Raw genomic sequence first — 20,657 nt, 5'->3', positions numbered from 1 at the left:
TTTTAAAGGTCAAAATTTTTAATGAAAGTTTTGGAGAGATCAATTTTTAGTCCAAGAGTAAAAACACTTTTTTCTCTTTCTCCCAATGATGTTTTACCCATAGAAATTCTTTGTTCTGAATAAATCTGGACAAAATTAAAGGGGTGATAAGAAACACCAACAATACAATCATTCCTTTTAAAACCCGGATCCAGATGATACTGCCCGGAAATTATTTCTGTATTTTTTATATCCGGGACATATAAATTATATCCCGCAAGAATAGAAAACTTATCAAGTTTATATTTTCCAAAAAACTCCAGTCCTTTAGCATTGAATACCATAATTGATTGAGCTACCTCCATTCCAGGGTTCTGATAAAAACTCTGTGAAAAATCTCCGTTTTTATGCAGAACAAAAAGAACACTCCAATCCAAAATTTTCCCGGTGTACTTTGCTCCTAAAGAAAAATAAGTGGGTTGGCCGGTAATACCTATTGCCCCGCCATTCTGTATTAGACGGTCACTCAGAAAAGCCCTGTTATAAGCTGCTCCGGCAAAAAAACCATCTGTAATTTTATATTGAACAGAGCCACCAAATCCATCAATAAAATGATCATTATTTCCCCCTCTGGCCTGGATCTGCCCTCCGATATACAGATTTCCAAAGCGGTTACGGTAAATAAGGGCCTGATCCGCACGTCCTGTTCCGGTTTCTCCACCATCAGTACCTCCGACAAATGTAGCAGATGCTCTTGCCCCAAAAACATTAAACCGGTCAGTGTAAGAAGTGATGTCCCGATAAACACCCCATTGCTTCCCAATGGTAAGGATTCCATATTTCCCCAGATCAATTCCCAAATAACCAAGCCTATTACCGAAAACCTGTCTAGATTGTGAGGATTCTATCGAAACAAATCCACTGGAAAGGCTTCCATCCACATTAAATGAGGTACTTCCACGAAACATATTTAACTGCACTTCTCCGCCTGCAATAAAACCCAATGTTCCTTTTTTGATATTCAGCTCCATTCCGATTCTTGATGCATTTTCCTGAAGTTCCATTTTATGGTCATACACTGCCATATGACCGCGAAGACTCGCATAGGGTCTTAGAGATATCTCAACTGAATCTTTTACATTTTGACCATAGACAGGTAGTCCTTTCACCGTAAAAAGTAATGAAAATAGCATGGGCAAATAGTATTGTCTAATCATTGTGATTGAGTCATTAGTTTTTTTATTACCGTAAAATAACAGGATATCATTAATTCATATTTGCAATGCTACAAAAAAGACAGTTCTGATTGTACAAAATTCAATAGAAAATAAAATCTGTCACATCAGAAGCATTAAATATGTCCAATTTGTTTAAATTTACAAAAAATTTACAACATGTTTAAGTTGAAACTACCTACCGACCCAAGGTGGGCAAATATTGCAGAAGGAAACATTGGAGAAATTTTAACGGATCATGCCTGGTGTGAGCAAAAAGCAGCAACCAATGCAATAGGCCTGATCACGATGCTTCCGGAATATCCTGAGATTGTAACAGAACTTCTTGCCATTGCACAAGAAGAACTGGATCATTTCAATCAGGTACATGAAATCATCAAAAAAAGAGGCTTTACTTTTGGAAGAGCAAGAAAAGATGATTACGTGAATGAGCTGGCAAAATTTATCATTCAGGGAAGCAGAGAAGACCTCATCGTAGACAAAATGCTGTTTGCCGCAATGATTGAAGCCAGAAGCTGCGAGAGATTCAAAGTTCTTACCGAAAATATCAAAGACGAAGAGCTTAAAGTTTTTTACAAAGAACTGATGATTTCCGAAGCCAATCATTACACTACTTTTATCGGCTTTGCAAGACAACTGGGAAATCCTGAAAAAGTAAACAAACGTTGGGAAGAATGGCTGGAATATGAGGCCAGCATTATTAAATCCTACGGAAATAAAGAAACGATTCACGGTTAAAATAAAATAGTAAAGAATACACCTTGAAGAAGCCAAGCTTTGAAAATATTGCCAATCTGTTCCTGAAGAATTTTTTTCAGGGGTTGGTTATCATTGGGCCTATCGGGCTTACTATTTTTGTGATCTGGTATATTGTAAGTGCGATTGACAACCTTGTGCCTTCTCTTGCCAAGCAGATTCCGGGGCTTGTATTTGTATCTATCATCCTGTTTACGGCTATTCTGGGGTATTTAGGAAATAAATTCGTAGTCGGAAGATTCTTTTTCGACACGATGGACAGCTTACTGGAGAAAACTCCGGGAGTAAAACACATCTATACTCCTACGAAAGACGTCATGTCTTCATTTGTAGGCGACAAGAAAAAATTCAACGATCCCGTATGGGTAAAAACCAATGAAAATCCGGAAATCTGGAGAATTGGCTTTTTAACTCAAAAAGAAATGTCGGACGTTGATAAGCATAATTACGTTGCGGTATATCTTCCCCACTCGTATGCCATCTCGGGCTGGGTAATTGTTACTGAAGAAAAAAACATCAAACCTGTAGTAGGAATGACAGCAGCTTCTGCCATGAAATTTGCTGTGAGCGGCGGTGTAGCCGGATTCCATTCTGATGAAAATATATTTAAGGCTCCGGAATAATCCCTTTTCCGACTTATCTATACATTGATGAATTTTGAAAAATTATTTTCAAGCACATTTTCTTTACAAACAATTTAAAACATAATTTAACTCATGAATTTACCGTACGCGGAACCTTTCCGCATTAAAATGGTGGAAGAAATCTATCAATCCACCAGAGAAGAAAGAGAGCAATGGCTTAAAGAAGCTAATTATAACCTTTTCAACCTAAGATCTTCACATGTTTATATTGACCTGCTTACCGATTCAGGAACGGGGGCTATGTCTGATAAACAATGGGCTGCTTTAATGACCGGAGATGAAAGCTATGCCGGATCACGTTCTTTTGAACAATTACAAAAAACTGTTGAAAGAATAACAGGATTCAAATATTTATTACCTACCCACCAGGGAAGAGCTGCAGAAAACGTTCTCTTCTCAGTATTGGTAAAAGAAGGCGATGTGGTTCCGGGAAACTCACATTTTGATACAACAAAAGGACATATCGAATTCAGAAAGGCACACGCTATCGATTGTACGATAGACGAAGCTTTTGATATTAATGATCTTCATCCTTTCAAAGGAAATATCAACCTTGAAAAACTGGAAGAAGTTTATAAAAGCCATCCTAAAGAAAACATTCCTTTCTGTTTAATTACCATTACATGTAACTCTTCAGGAGGACAGCCTGTTTCTCTGGAAAATATGAAAGCCGTGAAAGCCCTTTCAGACCAGTACGGAATCCCGGTATTCTTTGATTCAGCGAGATTTGCGGAAAATGCTTACTTCATCAAAAAAAGAGAAGCAGGACAGGAAAACAGAAGCATTAAGGATATCTGCAAGGAAATTTTTTCCTACGGAGACGGAATGACAATGAGTTCTAAAAAAGACGGTTTAGTAAACATCGGAGGATTCATTGCTTTGAATAACGAAGAAGTTTTCAGAAAAGCGTCCAACTTCACCATCATTTACGAAGGTTTCATTACTTACGGAGGAATGGCCGGAAGAGATATGGCTGCATTGGCCGTAGGTCTTGATGAAGCTACTGAGTTTGCTTATCTTGAAAGCAGAATCTCTCAGGTTGAATATCTGGGTAATAAATTAATTGAATATGGAATTCCTGTTCAAAAACCTATCGGAGGACATGCTGTATTCATCGATTCTTTAAACTTTCTTCCGAATGTATCCCGTGAAGAATATCCGGCTCAGACCTTAGGGCTGGAAATTTATAAGGAAGCAGGGATCAGAACTGTAGAAATCGGAACATTACTGGCAGACAGAGATCCAGCGACCAGAGAAAACCGCTATCCGAAATTAGAGCTGGTAAGACTGGCTATTCCAAGAAGAACCTACACCAACAACCACATGGATTATATTGCGGCTGCTATCAGAAACGTATATGAAAGACGTGATGAAATAGCAAAAGGATACAAGATTACATGGGAACCGGAAATCTTAAGACATTTTACTGTTCAGCTTGAAAAAGCTTAATCATAAAACCGGAATTTCTTCCGGTTTTTTTATGCACCAGAAGTGAGAGTTTTTAAGCAAAAAACAATCTCAGTCTTCACATTACCAATTAAATAAATTAAAGCTATTTAAATATTGAAAATAAATCTTTTTTATAAATAAATATAAACCAAACATATATTTTTATTATCCGGCATATCTTATTCTTTTTGTCTTATTTTTCAGGAAATAAAAATTAAATAATGGCATTTTTGAAATAGTGAATGTTTTTAATTTAATTTTGTATTGATCTAAAGGATATTTAAAATATACTTAAAAAACCAACCTGAAAAATACTTTATTCCGAAAAATGAAGAAAATTGCTGTCGTGGGCGCCGGTATTTCCGGCTTAAGCATGGCGAATTACTTAGAAAAATACAATATTGATTATCATATTTACGAAAGGAGAAAAAAGAAAGATCTGGCAGGTCACGGTTTTCTCATTCCGAAAGAAGGAATGGATTATCTTTATCAGATCATTGATCCTGATGTTCTTCTCCAACATGGAAATTTCCTGAAAAAATACATCCAATATTCCCACACCGGAAAAATTCTTGCAGAAAAAGAACTGAACAATGTTTTTGCCATTTCAAGACATTCATTAATCAGCTTACTGACACAAAACCTCACTCCCGGCAAAATAACTTATGAAGAAACTATTATTCCTGATGCCCAGCAGAACGGAAAACTGAAACTTTCTGACGGAACTGATATTGACGCTGATATTGCAGTGATCTCTGATGGCTCCAGAAGCCGGATCAGAAGAAGTCTTTTTCGAGATGAAACCATGAGAATAGTAAGAGAAAGTGAAGTAGTCAATATCATTCAGAATAAAGAAATTGCAGATGTTATTGATAATGACTTTATGAAGTTTCACCATGAGGAAGGCGGGCTGACTTTCGGTATTCTTAAGCTTTCTGATGATACCATTCTTTGGTATTCACAGTTTGACAATCAAAAATATATGATCAATGAATGTTCCGCAGAAAACTTAAAGAAATATATGCTTGGCGTTTTCGAAAACTGGCATCCTTTAGTCCCGGAAATTATACAGAAATCACATTATAAAAATGTACATTTATGGAATGTATATGAACTGGAAGAGTTAAACCCTTTTTACAAAAATAATTTCGTATTCATCGGGGATGCAGCGCACCCACTTATTCCATTTACCAGCCAGGGAGTTACTTCAGCTCTGAAAGATGCTTTTGTATTAACGAAATACTTAGTTGAAGAAGGAAATGCACAGAAAGTCTTCCATAAATATGAGGCAAGCAGAAAGCCCGAAATAGAGATTCACATTCATAATGGAAGAACATTGCTTAAGCAGTTTTTACTCCCGCTCCATCAACAGACTGAAAATATTTTACCCATATCTTATAAATAAATATGTTTACCAATAACGACATCAACTTTGAAGCCCTGAAAAGAAAAGCCTACAACGGAAGATGGGCAGCCCTGGAAGACGGAATCATTCCTCTTACGGCAGCCGACCCCGATTTCAGAACCGCTCCTGAAATAGAACAGGGAATTATTGAATACCTGAAAGACGGCTACCTAAGCTATGGGCCGTTTTCCGGACTTCCTGAGTTTAAGAAAAGCGTTGCAGATCATTTTAACACAGAAAAACACGGAAGTTTCTCACCAGAAAATGTATTGGCAGTCAATAGCGCTGCCCAGGGAATGTTTCTTATCGCATCCTACGTTCTTAATCCCGGAGATGAAGCCATTATCCTGGATCCCGTTGATTTTCTTTTCAAAAAATCGGTAGAAACTGCAGGTGGAAAAGTAATGCTTTGCCCTGTGGATACAACAACAGGAGAAATTGATTTTGAAAAACTAGTTTCCTTAATTAATCCCAGGACTAAACTTATCAGCCTATGCAATCCTCACAATCCGCTTGGAAAAGTTTATTCTAAAGAGGTTTTAATACAAGTGGCAGAAATTGCATCTGCTCATGATCTTTGGGTGATGAGTGATGAAATCTGGAGTGATATTATTTATGATGATAAAGACTTCCATACCTATTCTTCTGTTTCGGAGAAGGCCAGGAAAAAAAGCTTTACGGTCTATGGATTTTCAAAATCATTCGGAATAGCAGGATTAAGAATAGGCGCTGTGCTGTGTAATGACCAGGATATTCTTGAAGACTTCACAGAGAAATCCAATTTCAATTCCACAATAGAAGGTGTTTCTACTTTATCGCAAATCGCGGGAAGTGTAGCATTGGAGAAAGCAAAGCCCTGGTACAAAGAGTTTCTGGCTCATTTACAGAACAACAGAGATCTTGCGTTCAGACTATTAAGCCGTTCAGAAATTGTAACCCCTAATCTGCCTGAAGCTACGTTTGTATTGTTTCCAAAGATTGAAAACGGAATGACAAGTGATGAGTTCGCCCAGCATGTTCTGCAGCAGGGAAAAGTAGCCATTGTTCCGGGATCAGAAAGATGGTTCGGCAAAGGAGCCGAAGGACATATAAGAATTTGCTTTTCAACATCCACGGAAATTTTGGAAGAAGGAATTAACAGAATCATTACCAGCTTTTAACGTTAAAATTTTTAATTAAATTTGTGTAATTAATTATTATTTTTCCGAATTTATCACAAATCAATGTTAAATTAAGATATTCATACTAAATATTTAATTTCAGTATGGATTTAAAAATAAATATTAATAATTTTGATCGGATCATCACTCAAAATTATTATTATGAAGATAAAATACATCAGTATTATTTTACTTGGAGTGTCTACCCTCTCTTATGCCCAGCAGATAAAAGACACGTTGAAAGAATCCAAGATCGACGAAGTAGCCATTACAGGAAGCCGTAACAAAAAGAGAACGGTGATTAATACGCCTGTTCCTATTGACATCATCGACATTAAGCAGGTAAGCAAGTCTACAGGGCAGATAGAAGTCAATCAGCTTTTGCAATTTTCTGCGCCCTCTTTCAACTCCAACAAGCAATCAGGATCTGATGGTGCTGATGCTGTAGATCCAGCGACTTTAAGAGGTCTTGGTCCCGATCAGACCTTACTTTTATTGAATGGAAAAAGATATCACCAGTCTTCACTGATCAACCTTTTTGGAACCAAAGGAAGAGGAAACACCGGATATGACATGAACACCATTCCGATCGGTGCTATAAAAAGAGTGGAAGTTCTTCGTGACGGAGCTTCCGCCCAATACGGTTCTGATGCTATTGCAGGAGTTATCAACGTTATTTTGAATGACAGAGACAAAGGTTTTGAAGGAAATGCTTTTTATGGCATGAACCTTTTTAAAAGCCCCGGAAACAATGATGTTGTTTCTGATCACAAAGTAGACGGAACGACCTTTGATTTCAGTGGAAATTTAGGGACCAAAATAGGCTCAAAAGGCGGTTTTGGAAACTTTACAGTAGAGTTTGTTAATAAAGATTACGCCATACGAAACGCAAATCCGGATATTTACACAGCTCCAAGACAGCGTTTCGGAGATGCCAAGGCTCAAAATATTTACTTTTTCGGAAATATTGAACTTCCTTTATCTGATGGGCTGAAATTCTATTCCCGCCAGGGTTTTTCACATAGAAATACTAAGGCTTATGCATGGACCAGAACGCCTGATGCAGATGGCAATATCCCCGAAGTGTACCCTGCAGGGTTCAACCCGATTGAAAACACCAGCATTACAGATTTCACTTTTGACAACGGCTTAAAATTCAAAGTGGCCGACTGGGATGTCGATTTTTATAATGCTTTTGGGAACAATAGATTCACCTATCAGATAGACAATACAATTAATGCCACTTTAGGAGTCAAATCTCCAACAAGCTTTAATGCAGGAGGACATTCTCTGCTGCAAAATACAACCGGGTTTAATGCTGTGAAACAATTTAAGGTACTGGAAGGACTGAATATTGCTTTCGGATCAGAATTCAGATATGAAAAATTTGATATCATTAAAGGAGAAGAAGCCTCCTATACCATGTATGATAAAAACGGAAATCCTGTTACACCAGACACCCCTGAGAGTTTACTGGTTACCAACCCTTTAAATGACAATAGCGTAAGGCCAGGCGGTTCGCAGGGATTCCCGGGGTATTCTACAGATATCGGTAAAAGCAGAAATAACTTTGCTGCCTACATAGATACTGAACTGGATGTGACTAAAAACTGGATGATAAGCGTTGCCGGAAGGTTTGAAAATTATAATGATTTCGGAAGTACACTGAATGGTAAGTTTGCTACACGATATGCATTTACTCCTCAGTTTGCTTTCCGCGGATCTGTTTCTACGGGTTTCAGGGCTCCTTCTTTGGCTCAAAAATACTACAGCCAGCAGTTTACCAACTTCCAGGAAGGTGAATTGGTGACTATTCAGCTGGCGTCTAATGACAGCAAACTGGCAAGCAGTCTCGGAATCCCTCAATTGAAACAGGAAACATCGGTGAACGGGAGTGCAGGATTCACTTTTAACACAGGAAAATTCACGGCAACAGTGGATGGATATTATATTGAGGTAAAAAACAGAATTGTTCTTACCGGATATTTTACACAGGCAGACCTGCCGGCAGAGGTTCAGGCAGAAAATCCGTTTATTGATCAGGTACAGTTCTTTTCCAATGCAATTGATACGCGCACGAAAGGAGTTGACCTTATCTTGAGCTATAATGAAAATATAGGCTCCGGGAAACTGACTGCTACATTAGCGGGGAACTATAATGATATGGAAATCACCAAAGTAAATACTTCGGAAAAGCTGGCAGGAAAAGAAGACATTTACCTGAGCGAAAGAGAAAAGGCTTTTATTCTTGCTTCTGCTCCGAAAACAAAAGTGAATTTAAACCTCAATTATAAGATCAGTAAATTCAATGCGAATCTGCAGCTGGTAAGATTTGATAAGGTCACGCTGATTGGTTATGACGGTACAGAACAGGTTTATAATCCAAAAGTAACAACAGACCTTTCTTTTGGTTATGAATTTAGTAAGAATCTCAATGTAACCCTGGGCAGTAAAAATCTGTTCAACAGATATCCTACCCTGCAAACCACCCAGGTAAGTGATGGTAACACAGAAGGTGGAGGTATTTTTGATCCTGTTCAGATGGGATTTTCCGGAAGACAGGTTTTTGCCAGACTTAATTTTAAGTTTTAAGAGAATAAAAAGAAACTGTATCAAAATGTCATTCTGAACACAGACTGAAGGTCTGCGAACGTAGTTCAACAATGTAGTGAAGAATCTTATATTATTGGTTTATAAATGAGATTCTTCCTTCGTCAGAATGACAAAGGTGAAATTATTAATCTTTGATACAGTTCTTTCCTATTTTTTTGAAATTTTATAAAGTTTACCGCTATCTGTTACGGCATACAGATTTCCATCCATTCCATTTAATACATCCCGGAAACGCTCTTTCTGATCTGCAATACGTTCTTCTCCTACTACTTTATTGTCTTTCATGACAATTCTGTCAATATGCTCACCGCTTAAACATCCGATAAACAGATTGCCTTTCCATTCGTCTATATTTCCTGTATAAAAAGTTATTCCACTTGGTGAGATCACAGGATCCCAATAATAGACCGGCTGTTCTGTTCCTTCTTTTTGAGTGATACCCTGTCCTACTTTATCTCCGGAATATTCAATTCCATAGGTTACATCTCCCCAACCGTAATTTTTTCCGGGTTGGATCAGATTGATTTCATCACCACCTCTTGGCCCCATTTCAACATCCCATAGATTGCCATTGGGATCGATGGCCATTCCCTGCGGGTTCCGGACTCCATAAGCGTAGATTTCCGGTTTACATCCTGATTTTCCGATAAAAGGATTTCCCGGAGCCGGTTGCCCATCCTTTGTAATTTTTAAAATTTTCCCAAGATAATTATCTGTTTTCTGGGCATATACACGGGTAACTTTATCTGATCTTTCTCCTGTGCTGACAAATAAGTTTCCATCCTTATCAAAAGCAAGACGGCTTCCATAATGTTTATCTCCATCATAAGAAGGTTCTGCACGGAAAATAACTTTTACCTCTGAAATACTTTTAAGATCTGCCGAAAGCTTTCCTTTGGCAACAGATGTTAAGTTTCCTTTTCCAAATGGCTCCGAGAAGCTGAAGAAAATAATACTATTGGTTTTAAAATCAGGATCAAGAGTAACATCCAGCATTCCTCCCTGCCCTTTTGAATCTACTTTTGGAAAGCCTTCTATTTTGGAGACCTGCTTCCCATCTGGTGAAACAATATTCATGTACCCTTTCTTATCGGTGACGAGGAATTTCCCATCAGGTAAATTGATAATGCCCCAGGGTCTTCCCAAATCTTTATTTAATATTTCAACGTTATAGGCTGTTGTCGTCTTTACGGCCTTAATTCTCGTCTGTCCTTTAAATGCCGGCCTGTAATCAGAATTAGGGTTTTCTGTTTCTACACTTCCGTCATTTCCTGTCTTTTGAGCATTCGCATGATTCTCTTTGCATGATGACAAAAAAAGAAAAAGGCTTACTACAGGAAAGTAAAATGAATTGATTTTCATGTTATTATGATTAGGTGTAATACAACGAATGGAAAAATAATGCCAATAACCACTTCGGGAGAAAATGAAATTCTGAACCGGGAACTTTTAAAAACAGTCACTGAAATCAATAATGAAACAGTATGGATACCTGCAATGAAAGATGGAAAAGCCGTTGCTTCAGTATTGAAAGTTCCGGCAACCATGACTTTTACACGGCCCTAACAATAAAGCGCTATTTTCAGCGCTTTTAATTTTTCTTAGTCAGACAACTTCAAAAAATCAAAAATCAAGGTAGATAAGTTAAAATTTTATTATCAAAATATTCACCTTCAAAACATTATACAGCCTAATAATTTCTTTCGTATTTTTGTTGTATACATTCTTTTCTATGGATTTTAAGCTTCACTCAGAATATAAACCTACCGGAGATCAGCCCCAAGCTATTGAAAAACTTACTGAAGGAATAGAGATTGGTGAGAAATATCAAACGCTTTTAGGGGTAACAGGTTCCGGAAAAACCTTTACTGTTGCGAATGTTATACAAAAAGTACAACGTCCAACTCTGGTACTGGCACACAACAAAACGCTTGCTGCACAGCTCTTCATGGAGTTTAAAGAGTTTTTTCCCGAAAACGCAGTGGAATACTTTGTCAGCTACTATGATTATTACCAGCCTGAGGCTTATATTGCCACAACAGGAACTTATATTGAAAAAGACCTGAGCATCAATGAAGAGGTAGAAAAACTACGTCTTTCTGCAACTGCCAGCCTTCTTTCGGGAAGAAGAGACGTTTTGATTGTAGCTTCTGTTTCATGTATCTATGGTATCGGGAACCCTACGGAATTTCATAAATCTTTGATTTCTATCGCCATTGGTGAGAAAGTTACAAGAACTGCTCTTCTCCATTCATTAGTTAACGCACTATACGCGAGAACGCTAAATGAATTCCAGAGAGGAACATTTCGTGTAAAAGGAGATGTCATTGATGTTTTCCCTGCCTACACGGATAATGCAATCAGAATTCAGTTTTTTGGAGATGAAATTGAAAAGATTCAAAGTTTCGATCCGGTAACAGGAAATGTAGAAGATAATTTTGATCAGATACAGATTTATCCTGCCAATCTTTTTGTAACATCGAAGGAGACCTTAAATGGCGCCATTAAGGAGATTCAGGATGACATGGTAAAACAGGTTGATTTCTTTAGTTCTGTCGGGAAGCCTTTAGAAGCAAAACGCCTTCAGGAAAGAACAGAACTTGATCTTGAAATGATCAAAGAACTTGGCTATTGCTCAGGAATTGAGAACTATTCAAGGTATCTGGATGGCCGTCTTCCGGGAACAAGACCTTTCTGCCTGATTGACTATTTCCCTAAAGATTTTTTAATGGTTATTGACGAGAGTCACGTAACCGTTCCACAGGTTCATGCCATGTACGGAGGAGACCGAAGCAGAAAAGAAGCATTGGTGGAATACGGTTTCAGACTTCCTGCTGCAATGGACAACAGACCTTTAAAGTTTGAAGAATTTGAAGCTATTCAGAATCAGGTTATTTATGTTTCTGCAACACCTGCAGATTATGAACTTGAAAAAACGGGAGGTGCTTATATAGAACAGATTATCCGTCCTACAGGGCTTTTAGATCCGATTATCGAAGTAAGACCTTCACTGAACCAGATTGATGATCTGATGGAAGAAGTCCAGAAAAGAGCCGATGCGGATGAAAGGGTACTGGTGACTACTTTAACCAAGAAAATGGCGGAAGAACTTACCAAGTACTTCACCAAATTCGGAATCAGAACGAGATATATTCACTCAGATGTAGAGACTCTGGAGCGTATTCAGATTATGCAGGATCTTCGTTTAGGGCTTTTTGATGTATTGATTGGGGTTAACTTATTAAGAGAAGGTCTGGATTTACCTGAAGTTTCTCTGGTTGCCATTCTGGATGCTGATAAAGAAGGAATGCTGAGAAGCAGAAGATCAATGATCCAGACCGTAGGGCGTGCCGCAAGAAACGTGAACGGAAAGGCAATCATGTATGCTGACAAAATTACAAAATCTATGCAGGCTACTCTGGATGAAACCGAATACCGACGAGCCAAGCAAATGCAGTACAATGAAGAGCACGGTCTGAAGCCAAAAGCATTAAATAAAAAGATATCTGAAAATCTTGTAGGAAGAAGCAAAGACTTCCCTGATGAAAAATATACTCAAAAGGAAATTCTTCAGAAAGTTGCCGAAACAAAAGCAACCTACGCCACTGAGGATATTGAGAAAATGATTGCCCAAAAACAAAAAGAAATGGAAGCGGCAGCAAAAAATCTCGACTTTATTAAAGCTGCCAAGCTGAGAGATGAAATTTCAGCATTGAAAGCGTAAAAGGATTAATGATAAAATAATTTCGGCGGCATCTTCGATGCCGCCGAAATTATATACTAAAATGGGTATTTTTTAATTTTTTTATAATCCATTCCTTACTGCTGCCCGGATAGGAGTCAAAAGATCCATCAATCCGTTTAACTTGATTTCGTAAACCGTTGAAAGCTGCATTCCCAATTTTCCTTTTGGCATTCCGTTTTTATTAAACCATTCCAGATAGCTGATGGGAAGGTCCACCAGAACCGTTCCTTCATATTTACCGAAAGGCATTTTCATGACACAGATTTCTTTTAATATTTCGGGATTAAGTCCTTCCACTTTTATATAATTAAATTAATTGTTCTTTAATATCATCCTGAGCGGGCAGTTCAAGATCCGGAGGAGTATCTTCATCCGAAAATTCGTTTCTATATACCTGCACCAGAAGAAGTGTCAATGAGATCAGAATAGGTCCGAAAATCAACCCCATAAACCCAAACAGATTCATTCCCATGATGATTCCGAATACGGTATTCAATGGGTGAATATTTTCCAGTTTCTTTAAAAGGGTAAAACGTAGAAGATTATCAGTAAGTCCTACCACCACAAGGCAGTAGATCGCTAAACCAATTCCTTGTCCGGTATTACCTTCAGCAATCATAAAAATACACACCGGAACGTAGATAATAGCCGTTCCTACCACAGGAATTACAGAAGCGGCAGCCGTTAATGCAAAAAGCAATGCTGCTCCCGGTGCTCCAAAAATCAGATAACCGATGAGAGCAACAATCCCCTGCCCTACTGCTACAACCGGAATTCCGATAGCATTTGCCATGATTAATTTTCTCATTTTATCGCCAATCAGAGAGATATTTGCTCTCTTCAGCGGAGCGGAAGAAGTCAGAATCTTTTCAAAGAGCCTCGATTTTTCCAACATAAAATAAAGAATAAAATACATGGACATCACAACTGTAAGCGTATTGAATGTCCCACTGACTGCAGAAGTAGAAAATTTTCCTACATTATCTTTCAGTTTTGCCATATTTTCTTTGCTCAGAATATCAAACCCTGTTTTTGAGAAAATATAAGCATGTATTTTATCCAGGAAAACATTGAACTTGGCCATATAAGCCTGTGCATTTCCCAGTTTATCAATAATCAGATCGGCAATAAAATAGATCGGAAGAATAAGAACAATAAGACTTGCAAACATCAATGCAAAAGCAGCCAGTGACGGTTTCCATTTCTTTTCTTCCTGCAGATAAAAATTATACTTTCTGCAGACCACATAAATGGTAATCGCTCCCAGAACCGAGGGAATAAACAATGCAAGATTAAAGCAGATCAATCCGGTCAATACCAGAATGATGGCCAGTAACGACATCTGCTTTATCGCAACACTGCTTATTTGTTTGTCCTTATTCATCATGTATTTTATATTTTATTTGCTGTACATAATCTGTCTTGGTTTTCCTAAGAAAGCGCAATAGGTAGAGTACATTACAATCATAATAAACGGAGCAGTCAGGATAATCCCTATTCCACAAAGAATAATTCCTGCAATAGAAATCAAAAATCCTAAAAATCCGGTTAATAAGAAAGTTCCATAATTTTCTTTAGCAATATTGAACGACTTTGATAAAGCCTCTGTAGCTGAAGCATTTTCAAATAACAGAATCGGATATCCTATTAAAAGGAAAGGATATACAAAAATGATAGGCAGAACGCATAATGCCAAAGCAATGGAAGAAATTATCCACGCAAGAAGACTATAAATCAGGATGTTTACAAAATTCTGGCGGTATCCGATAAAAAGATCAGAAAATTCAATCGGACTTTTGGTATTGTATTTATTGACCATATAGATCAATCCTACATACAAGGGAGATAATAAAAGGCCGAAAAGGCTGGATGCTCCCATATATAAAGGAAGTCCCGGAGCACTCCAGTAATTAAAATCTCCTCCTGATTTCATTTCTTCCACCATAGAAGCAGAGTCAAACCCTGTAAGCATTTGAATAACAGAACCTCCGATCAGGTAGATGATCATAGCTACAATTCCGTAACCGAAAACGCCTTTGTACATTTCAAAAGCATGAGAAATAATTGATCCCGTTTCTCTGTTGGGTACAGAGCCCTGTTGATCAAATTCGTTAAATTCAGACATAGTTTAAATATTTAATGATTTTATCAAATTTACTTTTTTTTAGTAAAAAATCCCATTAAACACGAATGAATTTTAACTTTTCTCTGAAAAAACAGTTTTATACAATGAGTAAATCATTGCATTCCAAAAAGGAAAAGTAAATAATCCTCCAATAAAAAATAGGGCAAAGCCCAAATACTTAAATAGAAAGGCAACGATTACACATACCGTTATTTCCAGAAAATACATTCTGAGCGCTTTAAAATTCAGGGAAATGGATTCAAAGATTCTTTTATTGGTAAAAAACATCAACGGAGCAACAAATACAGTTGCTATCACCCAAACGATTCCAAGAATAATAGTCTGGGCAGCATTGATATAAATGAAAAACCAGAAAATATAATATCCTATGTACTTAAAAAAGTTAAGGCCATTATATCCCACCAATAAATCTCTCAGTTCCAGCTTTTCTTTAAGATCAATTTTTCTGTAAATCTGATAAAACCCGATATTGAGAGGATAAAGAAAAATCATAGTTCCCACAATCATCAGAGAAAAATTCTGAAATTCCGGAGTAGAAACCATTTTGGTATATTGTGCAGCATAGGCCTGCATACCATCCTTAAGATACTTGCTAGTTTCCATGTACTGGCTCAAAATATTATATTTGAGATCTGCGGCGAAAAATACTGTGAGGAAAATTCCAAAGTAAAAAATGGAAAACATCAACTGAAAAACGAGTGTTTTATTCCAATAAAAAAAAGCCTGCTTCAATATAAAATCTATTCCCGGTTTCTGAGGATATTTGTTCTGCATCATAAAAAATTTATGCAAAAGTAAACATCAATAAGTACTTTTGCAGAATGTTTTCAGTGAATCATCAAAAATTTATGGAAATGGACGAACTTTCCCTTCGGAAAGTTCCCTATTTTTTCATCATCGACTTTCTCTCGGAGAATGTTGAAATCTATCAGGAAAATGAAATTGAAAAACAGGGTTTAATTGTTGATTTTCAAGAATTTTCAACCTCAAAAGAAACTCATGCGCTGAATAAAAAAGTAGTTTGGAAATCCTTTCCTGAAACATTGGAGAGCTTTCAGGCCGGCTTTGATAAAGTTCAGAAAAATATTCGTTTGGGAAACTCTTACTTAGTAAATTACACTAGAAAAACACGTATTGAGACTAATTTAACCCTGGAAGAAATTTTTTATCATTCAAATGCGAAATACAAAGTTTTTTATAAAGATTTTTTTGTATTTTTTTCTCCGGAAACTTTTGTAAAGATCATTGACGGAAAAATTTTCACCTATCCTATGAAAGGAACCATTGATGCATCTATTGAAAATGCAGCAGAAATTCTTAAGAATGATAAAAAGGAGAAGGCAGAACATTACACGGTTGTAGATCTCCTCCGGAACGATCTAAGCATGGTAGCTGACGATGTAAAGGTAGATCAGTTCCAACAGATTGATTTTATCAAAACCCGGCAGAAGGATCTGTATGCAATGAGTTCCGAAATTTCAGGGATGATAAAACCTGAATATGAGGGAAAAGTAGGAAGTATTATGAAGAAACTGCTTCCGGCAGGCTCTATTTTAGGAGCTCCCAAACCTAAAACACTGGAAATTATTCTGGATGCGGAAGGGTACGACAGAGGATATTACACGGGAATCTGTGGTTGGTTTGACGGCCAAAATGTAGACAGCTGTGTAATGATACGCTTTATTGAAAAAGAAGAAGATCAATTGTATTTCAAAAGCGGAGGCGGTATAACGCACATGAGCAAATTAGAAGACGAATATCAGGAAATGAAAAATAAAATCTATGTCCCAATTCATTGAAAGCATTAAAGTAGAAGATCAGGAGGTTTTTCTATTGGATCTACATCAGAAACGTGTCAACCAAACATTTTCCCATTTCGGGAAAGAAGACTCTATTGATCTGGCCAAGATCTATAAAAATCTGCAGCATGATGAAGATGGTCTTTTCAAGCTGAGAATTGCTTATGACCTTGATAAAAAGATCAGAACACAGATGATTCCTTATGCGATTCCCGAAATACAGGACTTTCAGCTGGTGGAAAACAACAGCTTTGATTATTCATTCAAGTTTGAAGACCGCAAAGAGCTTGATAAAATGAAGATGAAAGCAAAAGCAGAAGAAATTATCATCGTTAAAAATAATCATATCACTGATACCTCTTTCTCCAACATTTTATTTTTAAAAGGAAAAGACTGGTTTACCCCTTCTACTTACCTGTTGAACGGTGTGCAGAGACAACATCTTTTAAAGCATAAAAAGATCAAAGAAACGGAGATCACTTTACAGAATATAAAGCAATTCACCCATTTCCAGATCATTAATGCGTTGAACGATTTTGATGATATGTTTATCTATCCTATCGATAGAATTATCAATCTGCCGGGGAATGAAGAATATCTTGACCTTTAAATTTATTTCATAAATTCAAAATACGATTTCAGTACATCTGCGCTGTTCTTCCCGTGAGTATTTACTTCCAGGATTTTTGGCTGCGCATCAGGTTTGAAAAAATTCTCAAGAACTCTGTCCAGGGTAAGCTCATCCTCTACCCGGATGTAGGAGAAGCCAAAATGTTTCGCCAGAGATTCTGCATTTTTGCGGTGTTTTGTAGCAATAAATTCGTCCAGAGTATTCGGATTGGCATTTCCAGGCCCCGGAATAATTTTAAAGATATTTCCTTCACCGTTATTGAAGATCATAATTCTTACAAATGGCGGAATATATTGGTTCCAAAGACCATTGATATCATAGAAAAAACTCAGGTCTCCTGTAATCAATAAGGTTGGATTTTCATTTTTAATGGCAAATCCCATTGCCGTAGAGGTAGATCCGTCAATACCGCTTGTTCCTCTGTTACAGTACATTTTTCTCTTCCCAAAATCAAACAGCTGCGCATACCTGATCCCCGAGGAGTTACTGAAATGAATATTATAATTCTCAGGAATTGTTTGTGACGCTTTATTGAAGAAATAAAAATCTGAGAAATCAATTGTATTTAAAAACTGTTCGTGTTTAGCATCTTTTTTATCCCTTAAGACGTCCCAAAGGTTATAATAAGGTCTTGGTTCCAGATTGATAAATTTCAGCAGTTTTGAGAAGAAAACCTCAGGTTTTACCTCGATCTTTTCTGTGAGTGAGAAATAAGTATCAGGCTGCCACACTTCATCCAGATGCCAGTGTTGTTTAGGACGGGCACTTCTGAGGAATTGTTTTACTTTTTTGGAAACCACATTCTGCCCAACTGTAATCAACAGGTCAGGAGCATATTTTTTGTAATCCTCTTCTGTAAAATTGAAAATATAACGGTCTATATGTTTGAAGAATTTTTCATGATGCAGGTTTGAATTGGCTTCACTCAGTACCACAACAGAATGGTTTTTCACCAACTGAGTCAGCTGGTTTTCCAGTTCCGGACTGTAGTCTCTTGTTCCCACCAACAGCATAATTCTTTGTGAAGTATGCCATTCTGCAATCAGATTGGACGGAATTTCATACTCTTTATGCTTAATTGTCTTTTCTACCGTAGGAAAAGTAGGAAGCTCTGAAACCAGCTCATACAAAGGTTCTTCCAGAGGAATATTAATATGTACCGGACCTTGCTTCTCAAAGCAAAGTTCAATAGCTTTTTTAATGATATCGAAATTAATATCTTCTGCATTCTCCTTACTGTCTTCCAAAAGCTGGAAATCACCATAGGAATGCTGATGAAAAACATCCTTCTGCCTGATTGTTTGCCCATCGAATATATCAACAAAATCTGTCGGCCTGTCTGCAGTAAGTACCAAAAGGGGCACATTCTGATAAAATGCTTCCGTAACCGCAGGATAATAATTAACTACAGCAGATCCGCTGGTACACGTAACAGCTACTGGTTTTTTCTCACTTTTCGCCATTCCCATTGCAACAAAAGCAGCACTTCTTTCGTCTACAATGCTGTAACAGTTGAAACTATCTACCTCTGAAAAATGGATGGCCAAAGGAGCATTTCTCGACCCCGGAGAAATTACGATATCTGCAATTCCGTACTGTTGAAGAAGATGTGCAAGTATTTGGATACTTCTCTTAGAAGAATATTTTTTCATACAGCAAATTTAACTTATAAATAATGATTTTAAAATCATTTAATTTAAAAAAAATGTAATTTTGCTGTTCGTAAATTTCTAAAAATGGATAAAATACCTAGTGTAGACCTGCGTGATTTCCTTTCGGGCAACCCGGAACGCAAACAGAAATTTGTAAATGAAATCGGAAAAGCTTATGAAGAAATTGGTTTTGTAGCCTTAAAAGGCCACTTTCTTGATGACAACCTAGTGGATGATTTGTATGGAGAGGTAAAAAACTTTTTTGAACAGCCAGTGGAAACGAAACAAAAGTATGAGATTCCAGGAATTGGTGGCCAGAGAGGTTATGTAGGATTCGGTAAAGAAACTGCAAAAGGTTTCAAAAAAGGAGACTTAAAAGAATTTTGGCACTTTGGACAGTATCTGACTGATGATTCAAAATACAGAACTGAGTATCCGGACAATGTAATCGTTGAAGAACTTCCAAGATTCAACGAAGTTGGTAAAGAAGCATTCCAGATGCTTGAGAAAACAGGACAGTATGTGTTAAGAGCTTTAGCATTACACCTTGGTTTAGATGAATTTTATTTTGATGACAAGATCGCCGAAGGAAATTCTATTTTAAGACCAATTCACTATCCGCCAATCACTGAAGAACCAGATGATGCGGTAAGAGCAGCTGCTCACGGAGACATCAACCTTATCACTCTTTTAATGGGAGCACAAGGAAAAGGTCTTCAGGTTCAAAATCACAATGGAGAATGGATTGATGCCATTGCCGAACCAGATGAACTGATGATCAATGTTGGTGACATGCTTTCAAGACATACCAACAACAAATTGAAATCTACCATCCACAGAGTGGTAAACCCACCAAGAGAAATGTGGAGTACTTCAAGATATTCAATTCCTTTCTTTATGCATCCAATTAGTGCCATGTCTTTAAATGCACTTGAGAACTGTGTAGATGAAAACAATCCTAAATTATACGAAGATACTACCGCCGGAGAATTCCTGCATGAAAGATTGATCGAACTGGGATTGATTAAAAAATAAAAAGAAACGGCTGTCTCTATTTGAGGCAGCCGTTTTTATTTACATATTCATTTTACATCTTTTTATCCTGTTATACAATAAAATTCGGGGCACGGATTGGGTTGTGTAAAAGTTCCCCATGGACAGATACAGGTATAAGTATCGTCGCCACCTCCAGGATTTTCTCGACCTCCAGGATTTTCGTAAGGAACACATTTTCCCCCTGAGCAGATTTGTCCTGCAGAACAGCCACCTTCTCCCGGTCCACCGCCTTCTAAGCAATAGGCTGGGAAATTAATCCCCGCAACAATACATTTTCTGTCTTATATTGAAAGTTTTTTAAAATTTTTCATAGTTATTGGTTTTTGGTATTCCTACTCTATAAGCTTTTCGGATAACGCTAGCTTAAAATTACTATTTATTATATTA

18 protein-coding genes are annotated in these 20,657 nt (G+C 37.3%); 11 read left to right on the top strand and 7 right to left on the bottom strand.

Annotation, left to right across the window (positions count from 1 at the left end):
- Nucleotides 1-2 precede the first annotated feature (2 nt).
- Complete coding sequence (locus FFS26_RS17765; RefSeq protein WP_202840940.1) at nt 3-1,172, bottom strand: porin; 1,170 nt, start codon at nt 1,170-1,172, stop codon at nt 3-5.
- Between the two features lie 201 nt (nt 1,173-1,373).
- On the opposite strand from FFS26_RS17765, the gene FFS26_RS17760 reads away from it, so the two are divergent.
- The 6 genes from FFS26_RS17760 (at nt 1,374) to FFS26_RS17735 (ending at nt 9,220) form a co-directional block, all read left to right on the top strand.
- Nucleotides 1,374-1,952 (top strand): tRNA-(ms[2]io[6]A)-hydroxylase, encoded by a 579-nt coding sequence (locus FFS26_RS17760; RefSeq protein ID WP_110011741.1) that lies wholly within the window; start codon nt 1,374-1,376, stop codon nt 1,950-1,952.
- 23 nt (nt 1,953-1,975) lie between these two features.
- A complete protein-coding gene (locus FFS26_RS17755) occupies nt 1,976-2,593 on the top strand; it encodes a DUF502 domain-containing protein (protein ID WP_047377240.1) in 618 nt (205 codons plus the stop codon).
- 93 nt (nt 2,594-2,686) lie between these two features.
- Nucleotides 2,687-4,063, top strand: coding sequence for a tryptophanase (locus FFS26_RS17750; protein ID WP_110011742.1), 1,377 nt, complete (start codon nt 2,687-2,689; stop codon nt 4,061-4,063).
- 328 nt (nt 4,064-4,391) lie between these two features.
- Nucleotides 4,392-5,468: an FAD-dependent monooxygenase gene (locus FFS26_RS17745; protein WP_110011743.1), complete on the top strand. Its 1,077-nt coding sequence runs from the start codon at nt 4,392-4,394 to the stop codon at nt 5,466-5,468.
- A 2-nt stretch (nt 5,469-5,470) separates the two neighbouring features.
- Complete coding sequence (locus tag FFS26_RS17740; protein WP_110011744.1) at nt 5,471-6,628, top strand: pyridoxal phosphate-dependent aminotransferase; 1,158 nt, start codon at nt 5,471-5,473, stop codon at nt 6,626-6,628.
- 162 nt (nt 6,629-6,790) lie between these two features.
- Nucleotides 6,791-9,220 carry a TonB-dependent receptor plug domain-containing protein gene (locus tag FFS26_RS17735; protein ID WP_137905700.1) on the top strand — a complete coding sequence of 810 codons (2,430 nt, stop codon included), beginning with the start codon at nt 6,791-6,793 and terminating at the stop codon, nt 9,218-9,220.
- Nucleotides 9,221-9,388: 168 nt separating this feature from the next.
- Here the strand turns inward: FFS26_RS17735 and FFS26_RS17730 are convergent, their stop codons facing one another.
- Nucleotides 9,389-10,603, bottom strand: coding sequence for a PQQ-dependent sugar dehydrogenase (locus tag FFS26_RS17730; RefSeq protein WP_137905699.1), 1,215 nt, complete (start codon nt 10,601-10,603; stop codon nt 9,389-9,391).
- A 39-nt stretch (nt 10,604-10,642) separates the two neighbouring features.
- Between FFS26_RS17730 and FFS26_RS22600 the strand changes: the two genes are divergently transcribed.
- Nucleotides 10,643-10,807 (top strand): hypothetical protein, encoded by a 165-nt coding sequence (locus FFS26_RS22600; protein ID WP_171006346.1) that lies wholly within the window; start codon nt 10,643-10,645, stop codon nt 10,805-10,807.
- A gap of 166 nt (nt 10,808-10,973) precedes the next feature.
- Nucleotides 10,974-12,965: an excinuclease ABC subunit UvrB gene (gene uvrB, locus FFS26_RS17725; RefSeq protein WP_137905698.1), complete on the top strand. Its 1,992-nt coding sequence runs from the start codon at nt 10,974-10,976 to the stop codon at nt 12,963-12,965.
- 81 nt (nt 12,966-13,046) lie between these two features.
- Here the strand turns inward: uvrB and FFS26_RS17720 are convergent, their stop codons facing one another.
- From FFS26_RS17720 to FFS26_RS17705, 4 genes are all read right to left on the bottom strand, one after another.
- The gene (locus tag FFS26_RS17720; RefSeq protein ID WP_110011748.1) at nt 13,047-13,283 is read right to left on the bottom strand and encodes a DUF3820 family protein; all 237 of its coding nucleotides are present in this window, start codon (nt 13,281-13,283) and stop codon (nt 13,047-13,049) included.
- Nucleotides 13,284-13,293: 10 nt separating this feature from the next.
- Nucleotides 13,294-14,373 carry an AI-2E family transporter gene (locus tag FFS26_RS17715; RefSeq protein ID WP_137905697.1) on the bottom strand — a complete coding sequence of 360 codons (1,080 nt, stop codon included), beginning with the start codon at nt 14,371-14,373 and terminating at the stop codon, nt 13,294-13,296.
- Between the two features lie 12 nt (nt 14,374-14,385).
- Nucleotides 14,386-15,111, bottom strand: coding sequence for a beta-carotene 15,15'-monooxygenase (locus FFS26_RS17710; protein ID WP_110011750.1), 726 nt, complete (start codon nt 15,109-15,111; stop codon nt 14,386-14,388).
- A gap of 72 nt (nt 15,112-15,183) precedes the next feature.
- The gene (locus FFS26_RS17705; protein WP_228406598.1) at nt 15,184-15,735 is read right to left on the bottom strand and encodes a hypothetical protein; all 552 of its coding nucleotides are present in this window, start codon (nt 15,733-15,735) and stop codon (nt 15,184-15,186) included.
- Between the two features lie 218 nt (nt 15,736-15,953).
- Between FFS26_RS17705 and FFS26_RS17700 the strand changes: the two genes are divergently transcribed.
- On the top strand, nt 15,954-16,931 hold the full coding sequence (locus FFS26_RS17700; protein ID WP_137905696.1) for an aminodeoxychorismate synthase component I: 978 nt from the start codon (nt 15,954-15,956) through the stop codon (nt 16,929-16,931).
- Entirely contained in the window at nt 16,915-17,541 is a 627-nt protein-coding gene (locus tag FFS26_RS17695) for an aminotransferase class IV (protein WP_110011753.1), read from the top strand. Before FFS26_RS17700 ends, FFS26_RS17695 begins: the two co-directional genes overlap by 17 nt.
- Nucleotides 17,542-17,543: 2 nt before the next feature.
- Here the strand turns inward: FFS26_RS17695 and menD are convergent, their stop codons facing one another.
- Complete coding sequence (gene menD, locus FFS26_RS17690) at nt 17,544-19,214, bottom strand: 2-succinyl-5-enolpyruvyl-6-hydroxy-3-cyclohexene-1-carboxylic-acid synthase (RefSeq protein ID WP_110011754.1); 1,671 nt, start codon at nt 19,212-19,214, stop codon at nt 17,544-17,546.
- Nucleotides 19,215-19,298: 84 nt separating this feature from the next.
- Between menD and FFS26_RS17685 the strand changes: the two genes are divergently transcribed.
- The gene (locus FFS26_RS17685) at nt 19,299-20,249 is read left to right on the top strand and encodes an isopenicillin N synthase family dioxygenase (protein ID WP_110011755.1); all 951 of its coding nucleotides are present in this window, start codon (nt 19,299-19,301) and stop codon (nt 20,247-20,249) included.
- Nucleotides 20,250-20,657 lie beyond the last annotated feature (408 nt).

Source organism: Chryseobacterium sp. 2VB (assembly GCF_005503635.1).
Classification (GTDB): Bacteria; Bacteroidota; Bacteroidia; order Flavobacteriales; family Weeksellaceae; genus Chryseobacterium; species Chryseobacterium cupriresistens.
This window is presented reverse-complemented; position numbering and strand designations above follow the sequence as displayed.